21 protein-coding genes are annotated in these 19475 nt (G+C 73.7%); 9 read left to right on the top strand and 12 right to left on the bottom strand.

Translation table 11 applies throughout. The annotated features are described in order from the left end of the window. Positions 1–21: 21 nt before the first annotated feature. Both ACFYOJ_RS14225 and ACFYOJ_RS14220 read right to left on the bottom strand, forming a co-directional pair. A complete protein-coding gene (locus tag ACFYOJ_RS14225) occupies positions 22–945 on the bottom strand; it encodes a hypothetical protein (protein WP_356551160.1) in 924 nt (307 codons plus the stop codon). Between the two features lie 205 nt (positions 946–1150). Next, positions 1151–2155, bottom strand: a complete 1005-nt coding sequence (locus ACFYOJ_RS14220; RefSeq protein WP_356551161.1) for a BadF/BadG/BcrA/BcrD ATPase family protein — start codon at positions 2153–2155, stop codon at positions 1151–1153. 195 nt (positions 2156–2350) lie between these two features. On the opposite strand from ACFYOJ_RS14220, the gene ACFYOJ_RS14215 reads away from it, so the two are divergent. Then, entirely contained in the window at positions 2351–3028 is a 678-nt protein-coding gene (locus tag ACFYOJ_RS14215; protein WP_356551163.1) for a uracil-DNA glycosylase, read from the top strand. A 52-nt stretch (positions 3029–3080) separates the two neighbouring features. Here the strand turns inward: ACFYOJ_RS14215 and ACFYOJ_RS14210 are convergent, their stop codons facing one another. Then, positions 3081–4235, bottom strand: a complete 1155-nt coding sequence (locus tag ACFYOJ_RS14210) for an exo-alpha-sialidase (protein ID WP_356551165.1) — start codon at positions 4233–4235, stop codon at positions 3081–3083. 110 nt (positions 4236–4345) lie between these two features. Then, positions 4346–5425, bottom strand: coding sequence for an NADH:flavin oxidoreductase/NADH oxidase (locus ACFYOJ_RS14205; RefSeq protein WP_356551167.1), 1080 nt, complete (start codon positions 5423–5425; stop codon positions 4346–4348). A 153-nt stretch (positions 5426–5578) separates the two neighbouring features. Here ACFYOJ_RS14205 and ACFYOJ_RS14200 point away from each other — a divergent pair, with 153 nt between their 5' ends. Beyond that, positions 5579–5956 (top strand): helix-turn-helix transcriptional regulator, encoded by a 378-nt coding sequence (locus ACFYOJ_RS14200; RefSeq protein ID WP_356551169.1) that lies wholly within the window; start codon positions 5579–5581, stop codon positions 5954–5956. 157 nt (positions 5957–6113) lie between these two features. Beyond that, positions 6114–6572, top strand: coding sequence for a DUF6214 family protein (locus ACFYOJ_RS14195; protein WP_356551170.1), 459 nt, complete (start codon positions 6114–6116; stop codon positions 6570–6572). A gap of 48 nt (positions 6573–6620) precedes the next feature. Here ACFYOJ_RS14195 and ACFYOJ_RS14190 read toward each other — a convergent pair whose 3' ends face one another. Next, positions 6621–7277 (bottom strand): DUF305 domain-containing protein, encoded by a 657-nt coding sequence (locus tag ACFYOJ_RS14190; RefSeq protein WP_356551172.1) that lies wholly within the window; start codon positions 7275–7277, stop codon positions 6621–6623. A 210-nt stretch (positions 7278–7487) separates the two neighbouring features. On the opposite strand from ACFYOJ_RS14190, the gene ACFYOJ_RS14185 reads away from it, so the two are divergent. After that, a complete protein-coding gene (locus tag ACFYOJ_RS14185; RefSeq protein ID WP_356551173.1) occupies positions 7488–8990 on the top strand; it encodes a hypothetical protein in 1503 nt (500 codons plus the stop codon). Here ACFYOJ_RS14185 and ACFYOJ_RS14180 read toward each other — a convergent pair. Next, on the bottom strand, positions 8978–9676 hold the full coding sequence (locus ACFYOJ_RS14180; RefSeq protein ID WP_356551175.1) for a helix-turn-helix domain-containing protein: 699 nt from the start codon (positions 9674–9676) through the stop codon (positions 8978–8980). The genes ACFYOJ_RS14185 and ACFYOJ_RS14180 overlap by 13 nt on opposite strands. A gap of 170 nt (positions 9677–9846) precedes the next feature. Then, on the bottom strand, positions 9847–11049 hold the full coding sequence (locus ACFYOJ_RS14175; RefSeq protein ID WP_356551176.1) for an erythromycin esterase family protein: 1203 nt from the start codon (positions 11047–11049) through the stop codon (positions 9847–9849). A gap of 58 nt (positions 11050–11107) precedes the next feature. Between ACFYOJ_RS14175 and ACFYOJ_RS14170 the strand changes: the two genes are divergently transcribed. Next, positions 11108–11839 carry a TioE family transcriptional regulator gene (locus ACFYOJ_RS14170; protein WP_356551178.1) on the top strand — a complete coding sequence of 244 codons (732 nt, stop codon included), beginning with the start codon at positions 11108–11110 and terminating at the stop codon, positions 11837–11839. A gap of 13 nt (positions 11840–11852) precedes the next feature. Here the strand turns inward: ACFYOJ_RS14170 and ACFYOJ_RS14165 are convergent, their stop codons facing one another. Together ACFYOJ_RS14165 and ACFYOJ_RS14160 are read right to left on the bottom strand one after the other, a co-directional pair. After that, positions 11853–12053, bottom strand: a complete 201-nt coding sequence (locus ACFYOJ_RS14165; protein ID WP_356551180.1) for a hypothetical protein — start codon at positions 12051–12053, stop codon at positions 11853–11855. A 44-nt stretch (positions 12054–12097) separates the two neighbouring features. Then, a complete protein-coding gene (locus ACFYOJ_RS14160; RefSeq protein WP_356551181.1) occupies positions 12098–12769 on the bottom strand; it encodes a phosphatase PAP2 family protein in 672 nt (223 codons plus the stop codon). 64 nt (positions 12770–12833) lie between these two features. On the opposite strand from ACFYOJ_RS14160, the gene ACFYOJ_RS14155 reads away from it, so the two are divergent. After that, on the top strand, positions 12834–13028 hold the full coding sequence (locus ACFYOJ_RS14155) for a hypothetical protein (RefSeq protein WP_356551182.1): 195 nt from the start codon (positions 12834–12836) through the stop codon (positions 13026–13028). A gap of 47 nt (positions 13029–13075) precedes the next feature. On the opposite strand, the gene ACFYOJ_RS14150 is transcribed toward ACFYOJ_RS14155, so the two are convergent. Continuing rightward, entirely contained in the window at positions 13076–14086 is a 1011-nt protein-coding gene (locus ACFYOJ_RS14150) for a questin oxidase family protein (protein ID WP_356551184.1), read from the bottom strand. 663 nt (positions 14087–14749) lie between these two features. Further along, a complete protein-coding gene (locus ACFYOJ_RS14145; protein WP_356551185.1) occupies positions 14750–15307 on the bottom strand; it encodes a DUF5134 domain-containing protein in 558 nt (185 codons plus the stop codon). 195 nt (positions 15308–15502) lie between these two features. On the opposite strand from ACFYOJ_RS14145, the gene ACFYOJ_RS14140 reads away from it, so the two are divergent. The 3 genes from ACFYOJ_RS14140 to ACFYOJ_RS14130 all read left to right on the top strand — a co-directional run bounded on the left by ACFYOJ_RS14140 (position 15503) and on the right by ACFYOJ_RS14130 (position 18497). Beyond that, positions 15503–17251: an FUSC family protein gene (locus tag ACFYOJ_RS14140; RefSeq protein WP_356551187.1), complete on the top strand. Its 1749-nt coding sequence runs from the start codon at positions 15503–15505 to the stop codon at positions 17249–17251. Next, the gene (locus ACFYOJ_RS14135; RefSeq protein WP_356551188.1) at positions 17248–17805 is read left to right on the top strand and encodes a MarR family transcriptional regulator; all 558 of its coding nucleotides are present in this window, start codon (positions 17248–17250) and stop codon (positions 17803–17805) included. Before ACFYOJ_RS14140 ends, ACFYOJ_RS14135 begins: the two co-directional genes overlap by 4 nt. Positions 17806–17957: 152 nt before the next feature. Further along, positions 17958–18497 carry a GNAT family N-acetyltransferase gene (locus tag ACFYOJ_RS14130; RefSeq protein ID WP_356551189.1) on the top strand — a complete coding sequence of 180 codons (540 nt, stop codon included), beginning with the start codon at positions 17958–17960 and terminating at the stop codon, positions 18495–18497. A 72-nt stretch (positions 18498–18569) separates the two neighbouring features. On the opposite strand, the gene ACFYOJ_RS14125 is transcribed toward ACFYOJ_RS14130, so the two are convergent. Continuing rightward, positions 18570–19253, bottom strand: coding sequence for a glycerophosphodiester phosphodiesterase family protein (locus ACFYOJ_RS14125; protein ID WP_356551191.1), 684 nt, complete (start codon positions 19251–19253; stop codon positions 18570–18572). Positions 19254–19475: the final 222 nt, after the last annotated feature.

The raw sequence follows: 19475 nt of genomic DNA, 5'->3' as shown, positions 1-19475 counted from the left end.
CCGTGCCGGGCGGTGTCCGCGTCAGCGGACCGGCGCGCCCTGCGGCTGCTGCGGCGAGATGCCCAGCGCCGTCGTGTACTTCGCCAGCGCCAGCTTGCCGACCGCCGGGTACGGGCCGAGCGGCTCGGCGCTGGAGCAGCCGGCCTCCTTCGCCGCCTCCTCCAGCAGGGACGCGTCGATCTCCGGGCCGATCAGGTACGGCGCGAGCGCGAGCTGCTGCGAGCCCGAGGAGCGCAGCTGCTCGGCCACGGACGCGATCGAGCCCTCCTCGTCCAGCGCCGCCGCCATCACCGGTACGGCCAGGCGCGCGGCCAGCAGCATGCCGGTGATCCCGGCCGCCTGCACGGCTTCGTCACCGCCCACGGAGGCCAGGATGATGCCGTCCGCGGCGGTCGCCACGGTGAACAGCCGGGCACGGTCGGCGCGGGCCAGGCCGGCCTCGGAGAGCCGCACGTGCAGCGCCTCGGCGAGCAGCGGGTGCGGGCCGAGCACATCGGTCAGCTCCGCCGTGACGCGGCTGTCCATGACGGCCTGGCGGATCCGGCGCAGCAGCGCGGCGTCCGGGCCGGCGAGCAGCGGCACGACGACGGCGACGGGGCCCTCGGGTTCCTTCACGTCCGGACCGGCGGCGCGCGCCTGCTCGAGGCGGGCGGTGCGTTCCTCGGCGGCGCGGGCCAGTACGGCCGACAGCGGCGGGAACTCCTCGCCGTCACCGTCGACGTAGCCGATGCGGGCGTCGAGGCCGGGCAGCTCGGCGCGGGCGATGCTCACGACCTCGTCGGCGAGACCCCGGACGGCGCTGCTGGGCGTGCCCGGCACCGCGAGGACGAGCGCGGGAGCGCCCTCGGGAGCCACCAGGGGCTCGGGTCGGCGGTGCCGCCCGGGCTGGCGGGGGCGCGGCATTCGTACTGGCAGGCCGGACGCGGGCCCAGTGGGGGAGCTCATGGCGCCGCATGTTACTGGTTTCCCGGGTCTCCCCGTTCGGGGAGGGGGCGGGTGAGCGCCATCCGTCCGGTTTTGTCTGATGAGTGCTGTACGGATCGGACGACATCGGCACGATTCCCCTCGCCGGGGGACCGTTGTCGGCCATCCGTCGCCGGCGGTCCGGGGCGGCCGTCCGGCGTCAGCCTCCCGGATCGGCCGTCCGGTGTCAGCCGTCCGGCAGCGTCGTCACCGTCAGCATCCGTGCGTCGGCCGGGAGGGCGAGGGATCCGGTCGCCAGGTCGGCCGCGATGCGTACCGAACCGTGCAGCGGGTCGCCGTCGGCCGTCACCCGCCGCGCGTGCGGCAGCCGTCTCGCCAGCTCCTCCTCCAGGGGCGCGGTCAGGGCGTCACCCGTCCGCAGCAGGCCACCGGTGACGGCGACGCGCGGTTCGCCGTGTGCCGGGCAGACCGCGGCGGCCGAGTCGGCCATGTGCCGGGCGGCGGCGCGCAGGATGCCCCGGGCGACGGGGTCACCGTCCGCGCAGGCGGCCACCTCGGGCGCGAACGAGGCGAGGACGGCGGGCCGGTCGGTGCGCGGATACAGGGCCCCGGGCAGCCCCGTGACCGGCCCGAACCGCTCCTTCGCGCGGGCCAGCAGCGGCACGGAGCCGCCCTCCCGCCCGTCGTGGGCGCGCAACGCCGCCTCCAGCCCGGCCCGCCCGATCCAGGCGCCGCCGCCGCAGTCGCCGAGCAGATGCCCCCAGCCGTCCGCGCGGCGCCAGCACGTCAGGTCGGTGCCGACCGCGATCAGCCCCGTACCGGCGGCCACCACGGCCCCGGCCCGGGGGCCCAGGGCGCCCACGTACGCGGTGACGGCGTCGGCGGCGAGCGCGACCGTCCGCACGCCCAGCTCCCGGGCCAGGGCGCCGGGCAGTTCGGCGCGCAGGGCGTCGCCCAGGGTGGCGAGTCCGGCGGCCCCGACGACGACGGTGCCGAGCCGGGTCACGCCGGTCTCCTCGGCCAGGGCCCGGGCCATGGGCACCAGTTGTTCCAGCAGGTGCCCCGGTTCGATGCCGCGCGCCCCGGTGCGCACGGGCTCTCGCGACGCACGCCGCCCCAGCGGACCGCGCCCGCCCTCCCCGGCGGTGCCGACGACGACGCGGAGTCCGGAACCACCGGAGTCCACGGCCAGGAAACCGCGGCCGGCCGCCGCAGCGGGCACAGGACGCACCGCGTACCTCCCTCTCCGGCCCTTCGGCCTCCCTCTGCGACGGCTTGGCCGGACGAGCCCTCCGGCCGCCGGCCGGCGTCGATGAGCAGGAAGAGTAGCGCCCGGCGGCGCCGAGGGCCCGGGGGCCGGGGGACCGGTCCGCCGGTACGGACTGTCGGTACGGACTGTCGGTGCCGGCCAGTAGAGTGGCGCACCGTGGCACCACGACCCTTGCATGAACTTGTCGAAGCCGGCTGGGCGAAGGCTCTGGAACCGGTCGCCGGACGTATCGCGGGCATGGGGGACTTCCTGCGCGCCGAGGTGGCGGCCGGACGGACCTATCTCCCGTCGGGGGCGAACGTCCTGCGGGCGTTCCAGCAGCCCTTCGATGACGTACGGGTCCTGATCGTCGGTCAGGACCCCTACCCGACACCGGGAATGGCGATCGGCCTGAGCTTCGCCGTCTCGCCGGAGGTGCGGTCGCTGCCGGGCAGCCTGGAGAACATCTACCGGGAGATGCACACGGACCTGGGCCTGCCCAGGCCCTCCAACGGTGACCTCACCCCGTGGACCCGCCAGGGCGTGCTGCTGCTGAACAGGGCGCTGACCACGGCCCCGCGCAAGCCGGGAGCGCACCGCGGCAAGGGCTGGGAGGAGGTCACGGAGCAGGCCATCCGCGCCCTCGTCGCACGCGGCAAGCCGCTGGTGTCCATCCTGTGGGGACGCGACGCGCGCAACCTGCGCCCCCTGCTCGGGGAGTATCCGGCGATCGAGTCGGCCCACCCCTCGCCGATGTCCGCGGACCGGGGCTTCTTCGGCTCCCGCCCGTTCAGCCGGGCCAACGACCTTCTGGTGCAGCAGGGAGCCGAGCCGGTGGACTGGCGACTGCCGTAGAGCGACCGCAGTAGAGCGACCGCCGTGGGGGAAAGCGCCGTCGGCGGGGAGGTCACCCGACGACCGCGGCCCGTACGCACAGCACGTCCGGCAGGTGGGAGGCGAGCTGCCGCCAGCTGTCGCCGTCGTCGGCGGAGGCGAACACCTCGCCGTTGCGGTTGCCGAAGTAGACGCCGGCCCGCTCGGCGTCGTCGGTGCTCAACGCGTCGCGCAGCACCGTGCCGTAGTGGTGCTCTCGCGGCAGCCCCGCCGTCAGCGGCTCCCAGCTCCGGCCCGCGTCCGCGGTGCGGTAGACCCGGCAGCGGCGGCCGGCCGGGACGCGGTCCGCGTCGGCGTTGATCGGGAACACGTAGGCGGTGTCGCCGCGGTGCGGGTGGGCGGCCACGGCGAAACCGAACGTGGACGGCAGTCCCTCGCCGATGTCCGTCCAGTGCGCGCCGGCGTCGTCGCTGCGGTACACGCCCCAGTGGTTCTGCAGATAGAGCCGGTCCGGGGTGGCCGCGTCCCGCGCGACCTTGTGCACGCACTGGCCGAACTCCGGGTCCGGGTCCGGCAGGAACACCGCGGAGACACCCGAGTTGGACGGCTCCCAGCTCGCCCCGCCGTCGGTGGTGCGGAAGACGCCCGCGGCGGAGACGGCGACCGTCACCGAGTCCGGATCGCGCCGGTCGGTGAGGACGGTGTGCAGCCCCTCTCCGCCACCGCCCGGAGCCCACCGCGACCGGGTGGGGTGCTCCCACAGCGGACGGACCAGCTCGAAGCTCTCCCCGCGGTCCTGGGAGCGGTACAGCGCGGCCGGTTCCGTGCCCGCGTAGACCACGTCCGGTTCCGCGGCGGACGGGTGCAGCTGCCACACGCGCTCCAGCGAAGCGTCCGTGTCCTCGGGGAACCTGACGGCCGGCCGCGCCGGTTCCGTCCAGGTCCGGCCCAGGTCGTCGGAGTGGAACACCGACGGCCCCCAGTGCGCGCTGTCGCCGCCGGCCAGCAGCCGCGGGGTGCCGCCGCGGGTGTCGACGGCGACCGAATAGACGGCCTGCGCGTTGAAGCAGGGACTCTCGTCGAACTCCCAGACGCCGCCCCGCCGGCGCCCGATGAACAGGCCCTTGCGGGTGCCCACGGCGAGCAGTACCTCGGTCATGCCGATCACCTCCGCGGCGTCACCGTCGACGCCATCGTCCCGGACACCCGCCAGTCTGCACCCGGCCACTGACAGTCACCCCCGGAAAGGGCGACGCCGCAGGTCGGGACGGTGGTGCCGGGCACGCGGAGAGGTCCGGGCGGACACCGCCCGGACCTCTCCACCCGGTCGTCACCGGGTCACACGGCCCAGCCGTACTGGTCCGGCACCCGGGCCTCGCCGTCCAGCTCGCGCGCCGCCCGCTGCGCCCACGACGGGTCGCGCAGCAGCTCGCGGCCCAGCAGCACGGCGTCGGCCTCGCCGTTGGACAGGATCTTCTCCGCCTGCCCGGCCTCGGTGATGAGGCCGACGGCGGCGACCGGCAGGGAGGTCTCCGCCTTCACACGCGCGGCGAACGGGACCTGGTAGCCGGGGCCGGCCGGGATGCGCACCCGGGCCGCGTTGCCGCCGGTCGAGACGTCGAGCAGGTCGATTCCGTGGGCCTGCAGGTCACGGGCGAGACGGACGGTGTCGTCCGGAGTCCAGCCGCCCTCGTCCAGCCAGTCGGTCGCCGAGACACGGAAGAAGAGCGGCTTGTCCTCGGGCCACACCGCGCGCACCGCGTCGACGACCTCGAGGGCGAAGCGGACGCGGTTCTCGTACGAGCCGCCGTAGGCGTCGGTGCGGTGGTTGGAGTGGGGCGAGAGGAACTCGTGGATCAGGTAGCCGTGGGCGCCGTGGATCTCGGCGATCTCGAACCCGGCGGCCAGCGCCCGGCGTGCGGCGTCCGCGAACTGGCCGACGACCTCCTGGATCTGCTGCACCGTCAGCTCGTCCGGCACCGGGTGCTCCTCGTCGAAGGGCAGCGCGCTGGGCGCCTGCGGCTGCCAGCCGTGCGCGTCCGCGCCCAGCGGGGCCCCGCCCTTCCAGGGCTGACCGGTCGACGCCTTGCGGCCGGCGTGCGCGAGCTGGATCGCGGGCACCGTGCCCTGCGCGCGCAGGAAGTCCGTGATCCGGCGGAACGCCTCGGCTTGGGTGTCGTTCCACAGGCCGAGGTCCTGCGGGGAGATCCGGCCCTCGGGCGACACGGCGGTGGCCTCGACGATGATCAGGCCGGTGCCGCCCGTCGCGCGTGCGCCGTAGTGCACGAAGTGCCAGTCGCCGGGGACACCCGCCGCCGGGCCCGTCGGTTCCGCCGAGTACTGGCACATCGGAGGCATCCACACCCGGTTGGGGAGGGTGACGTCGCGCAGCTTCAGGGGCTGGAAGAGGGCGCTCATGGGTGCTGCTCCATCTGTCGGGGTCCGGAAGACGCTTCGTACGATAACCCTCGTAGTACGCCATGTGTCAAACTACGACGCTCCTCGTACGATGGAGAGGCCACCCGCCCGCGCTCCCCGCGCCGACGGGACCCCGGACGAACTGGAGCCGCTGTGACCCCCGCCACCGCCGTCAGCCGTGACCTGCCGCACCCGACGCGGGAGGAGATCCGGCTGGAGTGCGTGCTGCACGCCCTGTCCGACCCGTTGAGGCTGCGGATCGTGCGGGACCTCGCCGTCGGCGGCGACGGGCTCTTCTCCTGTTCGTACTTCGACCTGCCCGTCACCAAGTCCACCAGCACCCATCACTTCCGGGTGCTGCGCGAGAGCGGGGTGATCCGGCAGGTCTACCAGGGCACGGCCAAGATGAACGGGCTGCGCCGGGACGACCTGGACGCGCTCTTCCCCGGGCTCCTGGACGCCCTCCTGGAGGCCGCCGACCGGCAGGCCGCCCGCCTCGGTTCCGGCCCGGCGCCGGAGGCCGGTGCCTGACCGGGTGCCGCTGCGCTGTCGGGGTGCCGCCCGGAGAGGGCCGCGCGTGTGTCGTCCGGACGGAATGTGATCATGCGGTTACGTTGCGCGGGTGCCAGAAGCATCCTTCGTTGATCGTTCTCTTCAGCTTTCCGACCGCTGTCCGGACGACGGTGAGATGTCCGTGCGGCATACCTGGGCGGTGCGGGTGGGGGACGCCACCACGTCCTGGTTCGACGTCCGGTGGACGTTCGCCGACGGCGCGCGGGTCGACGCGCTCGCCGTGCTGTCCCGGGGCGGGGTCCGGATCGAGGACGTACGGGCCGAGCCGGCCCTGTCCCTCGACGACCTGTCCGTGCTCGCCGAATGGCTGGAGAACCCGCTCTCCGAGGTCTGCGCGCCGGCCGCCGGGAGCGGCCCCGCCCCGGCCGGTTCGCGGCGGGCGCGCGTCGCCTGGCCGCGCGGCAGGGAGGGGCGCCGGCTCGTCGCGCAGGAGTACCGGACGGCCCGGGAGGCGGGCCACGACCCGGTCCTCGCGGTCATGCGCGCGACCGGGCACAGCAGGCGCAGGTCCCTCAGGCTGATCGGCCAGGCCCGCGACGACGGCTTCCTCACCCCGCGCCGCGCGCGCCGCTGACGGCGGGCGGTGCGACCACGGCGCCGGGGGAGCGCAGGGGGCGGGGCCTCACAGCATCTCGCGCATCCGTGTGATCTCGCTCGTCTGCTGGGCGACCACGTCGTCGGCCATCTCCTCGATCTGCACGTTGTTGCCCTGCGCCTTCACGTCCGTGGCCATGGTGATCGCCCCCTCGTGATGGGTGATCATCAGTGTGAGGAAGAGCCGGTCGAAGGCCTTGCCCCGCGCCGCGCGCAGCTTCTCCATCTGTTCCTCGGTCGCCATCCCCGGCATCGCGGCATGGTCGTGGCCGCCGTCCGACTCCTTCTGGCCGTGGGTCTCCAGCCAGCCCCGCATGGCCGCGATCTCCGGACCCTGGGCGGCGGAGATCCGCTCGGCGAGCTTCTTCACCCGGCCGGACTCGCCGTGCTCCGGTGCGAGCGCGGTCATCTCCAGGGCCTGGGCGTGGTGCTGGATCATCATCCGCGCGTAGGCGACGTCCGCCGAGTTGGGGGAGTCGTCGTCGGTGCGCTGCCGCTCGGCGTCCTCGGCCGAGAGCGTCCGGTTCCCCTCCCCGGGCGCGCCCGGGACGAGCACCGAAGGCCCGGCCGCCGCGGCCGACTTCGTCTCCGAGCCGGAGTCGCAGGCCCCGAGTCCGAGCACGGCCAGTGCGGTCAGCGACGCCGTGACGAGCGACGCGCGGATCGACGCGGGGCGGATGGGCACGACAACCTCCTGTGACTGGGGGCGTCCTCTTCGGGGCGAGAGGCACGGGACAGCTGGTGAGTGCGATGACCGTCCTAGCACGCTTCCGCGCACCGCTGATCAGAAAACTTCATTACGTGTTTGTTGCCCCCTGTTGGTATGTGCATGGCGAAGACGATACTGCGGGGACGCGTGAACCGTTCCGACGGGAACGGACGTAGGGAGGAAACAGTGACCCTGTTGAGCGACCCGCGAACACGGCGCAGACGCCTGGGAGTTGCGACGGCCGCCGCCGGGCTGGTGGCCGCGCTGCTCACGGCCGTACCGGCCGCGGCGACCCCCGATCCGGGGGACGGCCCGGCCAAGTCGAAGGAGGTGTCCTCCAGTGCGCGCGCCGAAGCGCGCGACGCCATCGCGAGCGGCGAGATACCCGGCCAGGACGAGATCGTCCACTCCGGCAACATCCGGCACCTGGCCAACATCCCCAAGGACGTGCTGCCGGGCACCAACTCCGACCTGGCCTTCCAGGGCAAGTACGCCTTCGCCGGCAACTACGACGGCTTCCGCATCTTCGACATCAGCAACCCGAAGAAGCCGAGGACCGTCTCCCAGGTCCTGTGCCCGGGCTCGCAGAACGACATCTCGGTCTCCGGCGACCTGCTGTTCCTGTCGACCGACTCCTCGCGCAGCGACAGCAGCTGCAACAGCACCACGCAGCCCGCGACGGAGAAGTCGTCCTGGGAGGGCATGAAGGTCTTCGACATCAGCGACAAGCGCAACCCGAAGTACGTCGCCGCCGTCGAGACCGCCTGCGGCTCGCACACCCACACGCTGGTGCCCGAGCGCAAGAACGTCTACGTCTACGTCTCCTCGTACTCGCCGAACGCCGCGTACCCGGACTGCCGGCCGCCGCACGACGGCATCTCGGTCATCAAGGTGCCGCGCGACGCCCCGGAGAAGGCTGCGGTGGTGGGCTTCCCGGTGCTGTTCCCCGGTGAGGGCCCCGACGGCGGCGGCAACCCGGGCGGGCCCGTCAACCCGGGCGTCTCCAAGACCACCGGCTGCCACGACATCACCGTGCTGCCCTCCGAGGACCTGGCCGCCGGCGCCTGCATGGGCGACGGCATCCTGTTCTCCATCAAGGACCCCGAGCGGCCGAAGGTCATTGACCAGGTGCAGGACAACGTCAACTTCGCGTTCTGGCACTCGGCGACCTTCAACCAGAAGGCGGACAAGGTCGTGTTCACCGACGAGCTGGGCGGCGGCGGTGCGGCCACCTGCAACGCGGAGGTCGGCCCGAACCGCGGTGCGGACGGCATCTACGACATCGTCGGCAAGGGCGACCAGCGCAAGCTCGTCTTCCGCAGCTACTTCAAGATCCCGCGCCACCAGGCCGACACCGAGAACTGCGTCGCGCACAACGGCTCGCTGATCCCGGTGGAGGGCAAGGACCTCATGGTCCAGGCCTGGTACCAGGGCGGCGTCTCCGTCTGGGACTTCACCGACTCCTCGCGTCCGAAGGAGATCGCCTACTTCGAGCGCGGCCCGCTGTCCACGGACCGTCTGGTCACCGGCGGCTCCTGGTCGGCGTACTACTACAACGGCCACATCTACTCGAACGACATGGCCAAGGGCTTCGACGTCCTCAGACTGGACGACCGGCGCACCGACCCGGCCAAGCGGGTCCACCTGCGCGAGCTCAACGTGCAGACGCAGCCGGACTACTTCGACTGATCCGGCGCACCGGCCGGCGGCGGACCTCCGGGTGCCGCGCCGGCCGCGAAGAACCGCGACAGATCCGTGTCGCACGTCCCGCCGGGAGCTCTCGGGCCCGGCGGGACGCCCAGTTCCCAGTCCAGCCGGTAACGCCTGAACAGCTCGGCGCGCAACTGCGGCACGGGCATCGGCACTCCCGGCACCAGGGCGGCGAAGACGGCGCCCATCAGCAGCGCGCGCAGCATCGGGTAGTCGCGGTCGACGTCCCGGGAGCCGTGCCGGGCCACGGTGTCCCGCAGCAGCTCGGCCAGCCGCCGCTGCTCGGGGCACGGCACGAAGCCCTCGGCCTGGAGCAGCCCCGCCATGTGCTGGCGCATGAGCACCGGCCGGTCCCGGGCGAGCCCCAGGACCGCGTCGATGGCCCGCGCCATCCGCTCCGGCCCCTCGTCGGTGCGAGGTTCGCGCTCCAGGGCCTCCTCGAGCGTGCGGTGCATCAGCCGGTGCACGGCGGACTGCACCAACTGCCGCTTGCCGGGGAAGTAGTACGAGACCAGACCGCGCGCCGAGCCCGCCCGCGCGGCGATGTCGCCGAGTGTCGTCGCGTCGTACCCGCGCTCGCCCACCAGCTCCACGGCGGCCTGCAGGAGCCGCTCCTTCGAACGCCTCCGCAGCTCTTCGTTGACCGAGGCGCTGCGCGGGGACATGCTGTACTCCTGCGTTGACTGGCTGCCAGCCAACTATACTCGGCGCAGACGGACCGGCCCCCTGGCGGGCTCGTCCGGCTACCGGCCGCCTCGGGCGACACGGGGGATCGCCCGAGGCGGCGGGGCGCGTCGATGGTTGCCTCGGGCTACGGCCTACGGTCCCCGCGGCATCAGCTCTTCGGGACGTCCTTGACGAACACGATGCCGTCGCTGCCCGCCAGCCGGGCCGGATCGAGCGGGGCGTACCCGAACCAGGGGGACACACGGGGAGCGGGCGGACTGTCACCGAGGGCGGCGGCCAGCCGCGGGGCGTCCACGAGGCAGCGGTCCTCCGGGAGGGCGTACAGGAGTCCTTCGACGGTGTCCGGCGGCGGAGCGTCCACCCCCCGGTGCCGGATCGTGCCGAGGGCCGTGGCCACGAAGGCGTACTCCCCGCCGAGCCGGGCGCTCACCAGCGCCCCGGCGCTCCACCACTCCACCGGCCCCTCCCACATCCGCATCGTGCTCTTCTCCCGCTGGAGGTGGGAGTTGTGGGCGTGGACGAGGGCCGGGCCCCGTTCGGCGAGGGCGAGGAGGTTGTGGGCCATCATCTGCGCCCGCACGGTCAGCAGACGGGACATGCGGGCCGGTGAGGTGTCGGCCATCCAGTGGTGGTAGCGCAGCAGACCGGTCGCCGTGCGCGCGTACAGGCACGCCCGGTCCCAGTCGTCGCACGAGGCCGCCGTGCGCAGTTGCGGCATCTGCGTGTCGAGCAGCGCCGCCAGATCGTCGGCGAGCAGCCGCAGCCGGCCGGCCTCGGGCGACCGGCCCACGGACGCGGCCGGGTCCGTCATCGCCGCGGGGTCGGTCCACCGCTCGTCGGCGCCGAGCAGCCGTTCGAGCGTCTCCCGGGTGCAGGGGAGCAGGTCCGCCTCCAGCCGGGCCGCGAGGTGGTCGTGGAGGGCGGTCAGGGCCTGCCGCGGGCTCGCGGCGCCGGTGATCTCCAGCGGGCCGTCGAAACCGGCGAAGCGGACCCGTTCTGCCGCGGGCCGACCGTCGTTGTGGGCGCGCATCCAGCGTACGAGCTCGCGGTTGGCCGCGGACTCCCCCCAGCCGTGGCTGATCCCGTGCCGCACGACCTCGTCGAGGGAGCCGGTGCCCGACGTGACGTGGTCGTCCACGGCCAGGCCCGCCAGGCAGTCGCTCTCGAGCGCGACCGTCCGGTAGCCCTCCTCCTCGACGAGCCGGCGGATCAGCTCGTTGCGCAGGCGGAGCAGAGAGTCCTCACCGTGGGTGGGCTCGCCCAGCGCGAGGAGCCGGGGCCTGGCCGGGAGCAGCCCCATGAGGCCGCCAGCCTCGACGGCACGGACGCTGTCCTTGATGTCAGTGACCATGGATTCCACCGTATCGTTGAACCTCCGGTGGAAACTTTTGCGCGATAACCTCGGCATCATGGGGCGAAACCTTCAAAGCGGTGAGCGGCTCAGGCCGGTCGATCTGGCGCGTGGGCACGGGCTGTCCACCCAGGCGGTCAGGAACTACGAGGAGGCGGGCATCCTTCCGGCCGCCGAGCGCACGCCCCACGGCTACCGCACCTACACCCCGCTGCACGCGGCGGCCCTGCGCGCCTTCCTGGCCCTGGTGCCCGGCCACGGCCACCGGACGGCGACATCGGTCATGCGGGCCGTGAACCGGGGCGCGGACGACGAGGCGTTCCGTCTCCTCGACGAGAGCCACGCCCAGCTCCTCGACGACCGGCGGACCCTCCAGGCCGTGGAGAACGCCCTCGGTGACCTGGAGGCCGCCACGGTGACCGAGCCCGCGGCGGTGCCCGGGGCCGGCGGCATGTTCATCGGGCCGCTGGCACGGAGACTCGGGATCCGGCCCGCGACGCTGCGCAAGTGGGAACGCGCCGGGCTGGTGCGCCCGCGCCGCGACCCGCAGACCGGTTACCGCGTCTACGACGAGGCCGACGTACGGGACGCCCGGCTGGCCCACCAGCTCAGGCGGGGCGGCTACCTGCTGGAGCAGATCGCCCCGCTGATCACCCAGGTGCGGGCGGCCGGCGGACGGGAACCGCTGGAGGGCGCACTGGTCGACTGGCACGGCCGGCTGTCCGCCCGCGGCCGGGCCATGCTGGCCGGAGCCGCCGAGCTGGACGCGTACCTGCGCAGGCGCGGATGAGACCCCGAGCGGATCAGCGCACCGGCGCGGGCACCGCCCGCAGCGGAGGCGCACCGCCCGGCAGCGCGCCGGCCTCCTGGAGCGCCCGGGCGGTCCTCGCCGGCTCGGGGGCGGACAACGCCACTCCCCGCTCGTCCAGCACCACGCGCAGCCGGGCATCGGTGGATCCGGCGCGGAAGAGGGGTCCGGAGAAGCCGGACAGGAGGAGGGCCACGGGCGGAACCTGCAGGCCACGGTGTCGGTGTGCCGCCACCGGGCTCACCGCGCCCACCGCCCGTGGGCGAGCACGGCGACGGCCACCACCAGCGCGCCCAGCAGCCAGCCCCCGATGACGTCCGTCGTCCAGTGGACGCCCAGCCACACCCGGGTCACGCCGACGCCGGCCACGGAGACCACCGCGGCCGCCAGGGCGGTCAGGCGCACACCGCGGGTGGTGCCGTAGTGGTGGAGCAGCCACACCAGCAGACCGCACACGAAGGTGGCGGTCATGGCGTGGCCCGAGGGGAAGGCCGCGTAGTGCGCGGAGTCCACGGGGTCGGGCCAGACGGGACGGGCGCGGTCCACCGCGGCCTTCAGGAGCTGCTGCAGCAGACTGCCCAGCACGCAGGCCGCCGCCAGCCACACGGCCGTCCGCCGGTCCCCGCGCCGCCACCACAGCCACACCACCACCCCCGCGCACAGCAGACGCATCGTCCAGGTGTCCCACACCCAGTCGGTGAGGACGCGCATGACCTGCGTGACGCCCGTTTCGTCGACCGCCCAGCGGTGCGTGGCCCGCGAGATGCCGTCGTCCCAGCCGGTCAGCGGGCGCCACTCGGCGGCGACCAGGACGAGCAGCACCGCGGAGCACAGAGCCAGGGCCCAGGCCGTGCGGACGACCGTGCGCGGCTGCGGCGGGCGGGGCGGGGAGTCAACGGTCGGCGAATGCATGCAGCGATACTCGCCGACCCGGGGCACGGGAAGCCACTTTCCCCGTGAATGATCCGCGCGCCAGGTGCGTGCGGGCCGTCCGCTGGTGCTGATCGGTGACTCCGGTGCCGGCAAGCCCCACCCGCTGACCGGGGTGGGCCCGGCGAACGCCGGGGCTGACGCCGACCGGATCACCTTCCGCCGCACGCTCGTCCGGACCTGCACCGACTCCTACCGCCACCAGGCCACCCAGGACGAACGCCAGGGCAGGAAGCGGTGATGCCCGTGGCATCACCTGTCCGCACACGGCGCAGGTCCGGAGGCGTCTCACTCCAACGGGGCACTCAGCTCCATGGAACGCAGAGCCGCCGCAAGAGCCTGTTCATCGCCGACATCAAGGGCTGTATCTGTCAGCTTGATGACGTGTTCGTCGCCGTGAGCCAAGGCCCGTTCGACAACCTCTTCGGGAGTGAAGGTGCCGGGCGGGGCGTAGGCGACCGAGTCGGCCGGTGCGTACATCGCGGTCACTGCCGCGGAGGCCGTCCAGGCTGCCCGCAGGCTCTGCAGCCACAGGGCTTGCGGGAGCGCGGGCAGGGTGCGCAGGACAGCGTTGGGAGCCGTGGCCGCGTGCACCAGCATCGTTTCCTCGCCGTGGCCGTGGGTGGCATACCGGTGGGTTGCCGCCCGTACCAGTTCGGCGAGGTGGCAGTACGCATCGCTCGGCTCCGTCACCGCGGCCGCCCACACCGGCAGGGCCCTCACGCGGTCGAGCCGGACGGAGAAGCCACCGTCCTGCAAGGCGATGGGCGGGACCGTGTCGAGAGCGGCGGCTGCGCTGTCGGCGCCGGGCAGCGGGGCAAGGTGCGCGACGGGCCGGTGGCGCGCCGCCCAGTAGCCGAGGCCGTGAGCAAGTTCGGCCAGACGGGGTTCGGTGATCTCACCGGACAAGAGCGTGCGCACGGCGTGGCCCACCCGGATCACCGGATGCGTCGAGCCGCCGTACATACCGGGCAGGAGGCGGGGCCACCACTGGGCGAGCACCTCGCGCCACGGACGCTCCGCGACCTCGCGCTCGAAGTAGTCGATCCAGTCGGCCGCGCGGCGCGGATCGCCAAGCGCGGAAAACCAACTGCCGTCCGTGACCGGCTCGACGCGGGACGGGAAATCCTCAAGCTTGCGCGCGTACAGGTCGAGCCAGCGGTGCACCGAACGTGCCTGTCCGCGAGCGGCGAGGGCCTCGACGGCCATCGGCGCGTGGTTGGTGAGCCGCCCGAGCCGCTCGGGCCCCGAGTTGTGCAGTCGCTCAAGCGCCTCGTCCAGAACTCCTGTCGTATCCATGGCATGGACAGTAGGCAGGACGCCACGGCGGCGTAACGGGCTGGAGACGTAGGACCGGCCTAGGACCTCCGGCCCACTACTCGCCACCGCAGAAATGCGCCGTCGTCCACGCGGGAAGTGACCAGTCGCTGCGAGGTTCCGGCTGTTCGCCTGATTCCCGCGAGGAGCCTCTGGCGTTCACACCGGGGAGGAACCGCCTCTCGTGGCGGTGGCGCGGAGCGTCGCCAGGGCACGAGCCTTCTGGGGCACGGTCCTTCTGGGGCACGGAGCGCCCGTGACGCGACTGGCGCGACCCGGAGGAACGTTGTGTGCTGCTGTTCGCTCCGCCGAGCCGTCCGGCGTGCGCGGGTCCCGCGACAGCCTCGGCCGCCGGTACGCCTCCTTCGTCGTGCCCGCCGCTTCCCGCCACAGGGGCGGTGAACGGGACCGACCGGGGTGCGGGGAACCCTCAGCCGCTGTCCGGACGCGCCTGTACCTGCACCGCGCGCCGTGTGCGGAGCCGTCTCCCCCCAGGGGCAAGAACGCCGCCCGCGTGATGCTGGTCCCGACTGGTCCGGACCCGGCTGGTGGCGAGGGCACGAGACCTCCTGGAGTGCAACCCCAGGAGGCGGCCTGAGCCGGGGACCCCTGCCCTTCGGCCGGGAGGGCATTCACAGGGGGCATTCACAGGGTCAGCAGCATCGCCAGCATCGCGATGCCCATCGACAGCCGGCACGCCCGCGCCAGTTCCGGCCGGTCGCCCCACCCGGCCGCGGCCGTGCCGCCGCCCGCCACGGCCGCGACGGGTATCAGCCGTACGCCGGTCAGCAGCACGTACCCGGTGAAGTAGAGCAGCAGCGTCCCGGTGAGCAGCGGGACCCCGGAAGCGCCGTGCCCGTGCCCGTGCGCGCCGGCGGGGGAGCCGGCCATCACCACCGCCATGTAGACCATGGCCGCCGCCCCGACGAGATGATGCAGATGGTGCCGCTCCGAGCGGGCCGCCCACAGGGCCCGCAGCCCCGTGCCGCCGAACAGCAGCGCATAGGCGGTCCACGCCCAGCCCGGCGGGGTGAACACCGCCGCGGGCACGGCCATGGCGGCCATCCCGAACCCCATGAGGGCCTCGCCGCCCGCCGCGCGGCGCTGCTCCTCGACAGTGCTGCGCATCCGCAGCAGGCAGTAGGCGCCGGTCGCCGCGCACAGCGCGACCAGCAGCCAGCCCGACGACGCCGGTCCGTGCACACCTGCCTCCCCCCGTTCGACGGTCGGTCAAGGCCTGCCCGGGCGATGCGGCGCGCACGCGAGCGCAAGGGAGTACACGGGGAGCATTCGCGGGGGCGCGAGCGCCCGCACCGGCCCGTGGCCGCCCGGAGAGGACCCCGGGGGAGAACACGGGCGACATTTTTTACTAGTAAAACACCTGTTAAACTAAATTCCATGAGCAGTGCGACCCCCACCTCCGGCACCTCGCTCGGCCGCCGCCTGTCCCTGGCCGGTGTGCTGCGGCTGCGCCGGCCCTCCGAGATCTGGTTCAAGCCCGCCCTCAGCGCGGTCGCCGCGATCGCCCCGCCCAACCTGATCCTGCTGGCACTCGGCCGTCTCGACCTGGCGATGTACACGATGGCCGGGTCCCTGTGCGCGCTCTACGCCCACAACCGCCCCTACGCCGCCCGGGCCCGCACCCTGGCGTGGGTGGTGCTCGGCATGCTCGGCAGCGTCGCCGTCGCCCTGGTCACCGCGTCGCTCACCCGCGACGCCGTCGTCCTCGTCACCGTCGGCGCCCTGCTGGCCGCGGTGCAGAAGTCCCTGTGCGACGCCACCCGCGTCGGCCCGCCGGGCAACGTGATCTTCACCTTCATCAGCTCCGCCTCCCTCTTCGTCCCGCAGACCCTCGGCCAGGTCCCGGGCCACCTGGCGCTGGGCGCCGCGGCCGGCGCCTGGGCCTGGCTCGTCGGCATGGCCCCCGCGCCGGTCCGCCCGCACGGCCCCGAACGCCGCGCCACCGCCCAGGCGCTGAACGCCGCCGCCGCGTACGCCGACACCCGCGGCGCCGGCGACGGCCACGCGCCGGCCCGCGCCGCCGGGTACGCCGCCGTCCAGGCCGCCTGGCAGACGCTGATGTCCCTGCCCGCCACCGGCACCCGCGCCGCCACCCGGCACGCCCTGGAACGCCTCCTCGTCCGCGCCGAGGTCGCGCTCGCCGCGCCCGCCGACACGGACCCGGAGCGGCTGCGCGACTGGGCCCGCGCCCTGCGCGGCACCGGACGCATCCCCCGCACCGCCGACACCTGCCCCACCGGCACCCGGACCGCCGACGTCCGTGCCGCCGACGCCCGCACCGAGGCCGCGGCCACCGAGGAACTGCTCGGCGTGGACGCCGAACTCGCCGCCCGCCCCGCACCCCTGTGGCAGCGGCTCGGCCCGCTCGCCCCCATCGCCGTACGCACCGCCCTCGGCTGCGCGCTGGCCGGGTACGCCTCCCTGGCGCTCGGCATCGGCCGCCCCTACTGGGCCCTGGTCACCGCCGCCGCCCTCTACCAGGCCAACCTGACCCTGACCTGGGGCCGGGCCGTCCAGCGCGTCGTCGGCAACCTCGTCGGGGTCCTGCTGTTCGCCGCCCTCGCGCCGCTCGCCCACCTGGGGCAGATCCTCCTCGTCCTGCTCTGCGTCGCCCTCAACTTCGGCGCCGAGGCCCTCATCACCCGCAACTACTGGCTCGGCACCGTCTGTGTGACGCCGATGGCCCTGCTCATCACCGAGTTCCCCGGCTACCAGGCGCCCGGCGAGCTGATCACCGAACGGGTGGTGGACACCCTCGTCGGCGCCCTGGTGGGCTTCCTCGCGGCCGTCGTCGTCACCAACCGGCGCGCCGGCGACCACGTCGAGCAGGCGGTGACCGCGGCCGACCGGGCCCGCGAGCGTGCCGCCCGCCTCCTCGCCGAGCCGGAGCCCGCCCCCGCCGCCCTGGAGGCCGCCCGCAGGGGCCTGGCCGCCGCCCTGACCGACCTGCGGGCCGCGGCCGACGCCGCCGCCGGTGAATGGTGGCAGCGCGCCCTGCCCCAGGAGAGGGTCGTGCTCGCCGAGCAGAGCGGACACCGTACGCTCGCCGCAACGGTGCGACGCCAGGCAGCGCGTACGGACCGCGACCGGGACACGGGCACGAGGACGGAGGACGTACGGCGATGACCGCAACCGACGGGGGCCCGGCGGCCGGGGACAGCGCGAGAGGCGGACCGGACGGCGACACCGTCGCCGCGGTCGTGCGGCAGTGGAGGACCGTCCACCCCGACCTCGACACCGGCCCCATGGAGATCATCGGCCGCATCAACCGCTGCGCCGCCCTGCTCCAGCAGGCCGAGGACGCCCCGCTGCGGCGCGCCGGTCTCAGCCGCGCCGAGTTCGACCTGCTCGGCGCGCTGCGCCGCACCGGACACGAGCTGACCCCCGGGGAACTGGCCCGCGAGACCTTCTCCTCGGGCGCCGCCGTCACCAAACGCCTCAAGCAGCTCACCGAACGCGGCCTGGTCGAGCGCCGCGGCGACACCCGCGACCGCCGGGTCGCCCACGTCCGCCTCACCGACGCCGGACGCGACCTCGTCGACGGCATCCTGCCCGACCAGCTCGCCTACGAGGCGGCAGTGCTGTCCGGCGTGGACGGGGCCGAGCAGGGGGAGCTGGCCGCGCTCCTCGGATCGCTGCTGGGCCGGCTGGAGGGCCGCCTGGACGCGCTGCGGCTCTGACCCGGCCCGCCACCCGCCGCGCCCGTGTTCGCCGTTCGCCGTTCGCGGCAGGCCGTCACCGTCGCAGCCCGACGACGACGGGACGGGCGTTACCCTCATCGTGCCCGCGTCGGCGCCCGCGCCGCGCCCGAGAACGAACCGGAGACACCCAGATGGACATCGCCACCGGCCGGCTCACCTTCCGCGACGCCACCGAAGCCGATGTGGACACGCTGGTCGCGCTCGTCGAGTCCGCGTACCGCGGCGAGTCCAGCCGCGCCGGGTGGACCACGGAGGCGGACATCCTCCAGGGGCAGCGCACCGACCCGGAGGGCGTGCTGGAGGTCCTCAGGTCGCCGGACAGCCGCCTGCTGACGGTCGAGCGGGACGGCACGGTCGTGGCCTGCTGCCAGCTCGAGCACCGCGGCGCGCACGCCTACTTCGGGATGTTCGCCGTCAGCCCTGCGCTCCAGGGCGAAGGGCTCGGCAAGAAGGTCATCGCGGAGGCGGAGCGGCAGGCCCGCGAGGTGTGGGGCGTGACGGAGATGCACATGACCGTGATCTCCGTGCGCGAGGAGCTCATCGCCTGGTACGAACGCCGCGGCTACCGCCGCACGGGGGAGACGTCCCCCTTCCCGTACGGCGACGAGCGCTTCGGTGTCCCGCAGCGGGACGACCTGCGGTTCGAGCTGCTGGTCAAGTCGCTGACCTGAGACCCGCACCGAGGCCGCCACGTGGTGACGCCCGCGCCGTGACGTTCCCACGGGGTGCGCCCGCCGTGACGCTCACGCCGTGAAGCGGCCGGTGCGTTTGATCTCCGGGAAGTCGGTCGTCGCACCGTCCAGCTCCAGGGCGCGCACCAGCCGCAGCTGGTCCTGGGTGTTCACCGTCCAGGAGAAGACCCGCAACCCCGCCTTCCGGGCCTTGCCGACGATCTCCAGCGTGATCCGGTCGATGTCCAGGCACAGGGCCCCGGCGCCCGCCTCCACGGCGCGGTCCACGACCTCGGGCCCGTAGTACTGCGCGACCAGGGCGGTCCGCACCCCCGGCACCAGCCGGGCGATCTCCACGATCGCCTCGTCGTGGAAGGAGATCACCTCCACCCGGTCCACCAGATCCCGGCGGAGCATCACCTCGGCCAGTGTCCGTGCCGCCGCCACGTCCTTGATCTCGGCCTGCAACGGCACCGACACGGCGTCCAGCACCTCCTCGAAGACCGGGATCCGCTCCCCGCGGCCCGCGTCCAGCGCGCGCAGCTCCTCGAGGGTCTTGTCGGCGACGGCGCCGGTGCCGTCGGTGGTGCGGTCCACGTCCGCGTCGTGCATGACGACGAGGGCGCCGTCCTTGCTCAGGTGCAGGTCCAGTTCGACGGCGTCCAGGCCGGCCCGCTCGGCGGCGACGAAGGAGCGCAGGGTGTTCTCGGGTTCGACACCCATCGCTCCGCGGTGTCCGATGGTGAGGAAGTTCAAGGCTCGACTCGCTTCCGTCGACGGCGGCGAAATGGCGGGGTGCTGCCCGGTGTCCCCGCGAGAACCGTTTCCCCCGAGCCGCGCGGGGTATCCGGATCCGGCGCTCGGCAGGAAAAAATGCGGCACTGACCGGGGGGAGGCAGGATAATTTACGGAACCTCCCCTTGCTGGGAGAAACCTCAAGTGCATACGGTGTCCTGACGCAAGCTTCTCCCGTGGAGG

It is taken from the genome of Streptomyces sp. NPDC006384, assembly GCF_042870695.1.
Classification (GTDB): Bacteria; Actinomycetota; Actinomycetes; order Streptomycetales; family Streptomycetaceae; genus Streptomyces.
This window is presented reverse-complemented; position numbering and strand designations above follow the sequence as displayed.

Excerpts from the sequence above, each read along its gene's own strand:
- ACFYOJ_RS14225 (WP_356551160.1), bottom strand. The coding sequence starts at position 945 with ATGAGCTCCCCCACTGGGCCCGCGTCCGGCCTGCCAGTACGAATGCCG.
- ACFYOJ_RS14205 (WP_356551167.1), bottom strand. The coding sequence starts at position 5,425 with ATGAGCGCCCTCTTCCAGCCCCTGAAGCTGCGCGACGTCACCCTCCCC.
- ACFYOJ_RS14195 (WP_356551170.1), top strand. The coding sequence starts at position 6,114 with ATGTCCGTGCGGCATACCTGGGCGGTGCGGGTGGGGGACGCCACCACG.
- ACFYOJ_RS14180 (WP_356551175.1), bottom strand. The coding sequence starts at position 9,676 with ATGTCCCCGCGCAGCGCCTCGGTCAACGAAGAGCTGCGGAGGCGTTCG.
- ACFYOJ_RS14175 (WP_356551176.1), bottom strand. The coding sequence starts at position 11,049 with ATGGTCACTGACATCAAGGACAGCGTCCGTGCCGTCGAGGCTGGCGGC.
- ACFYOJ_RS14170 (WP_356551178.1), top strand. The coding sequence starts at position 11,108 with ATGGGGCGAAACCTTCAAAGCGGTGAGCGGCTCAGGCCGGTCGATCTG.
- ACFYOJ_RS14160 (WP_356551181.1), bottom strand. The coding sequence starts at position 12,769 with ATGCATTCGCCGACCGTTGACTCCCCGCCCCGCCCGCCGCAGCCGCGC.
- ACFYOJ_RS14150 (WP_356551184.1), bottom strand. The coding sequence starts at position 14,086 with ATGGATACGACAGGAGTTCTGGACGAGGCGCTTGAGCGACTGCACAAC.
- ACFYOJ_RS14140 (WP_356551187.1), top strand. The coding sequence starts at position 15,503 with ATGAGCAGTGCGACCCCCACCTCCGGCACCTCGCTCGGCCGCCGCCTG.
- ACFYOJ_RS14135 (WP_356551188.1), top strand. The coding sequence starts at position 17,248 with ATGACCGCAACCGACGGGGGCCCGGCGGCCGGGGACAGCGCGAGAGGC.
- ACFYOJ_RS14130 (WP_356551189.1), top strand. The coding sequence starts at position 17,958 with ATGGACATCGCCACCGGCCGGCTCACCTTCCGCGACGCCACCGAAGCC.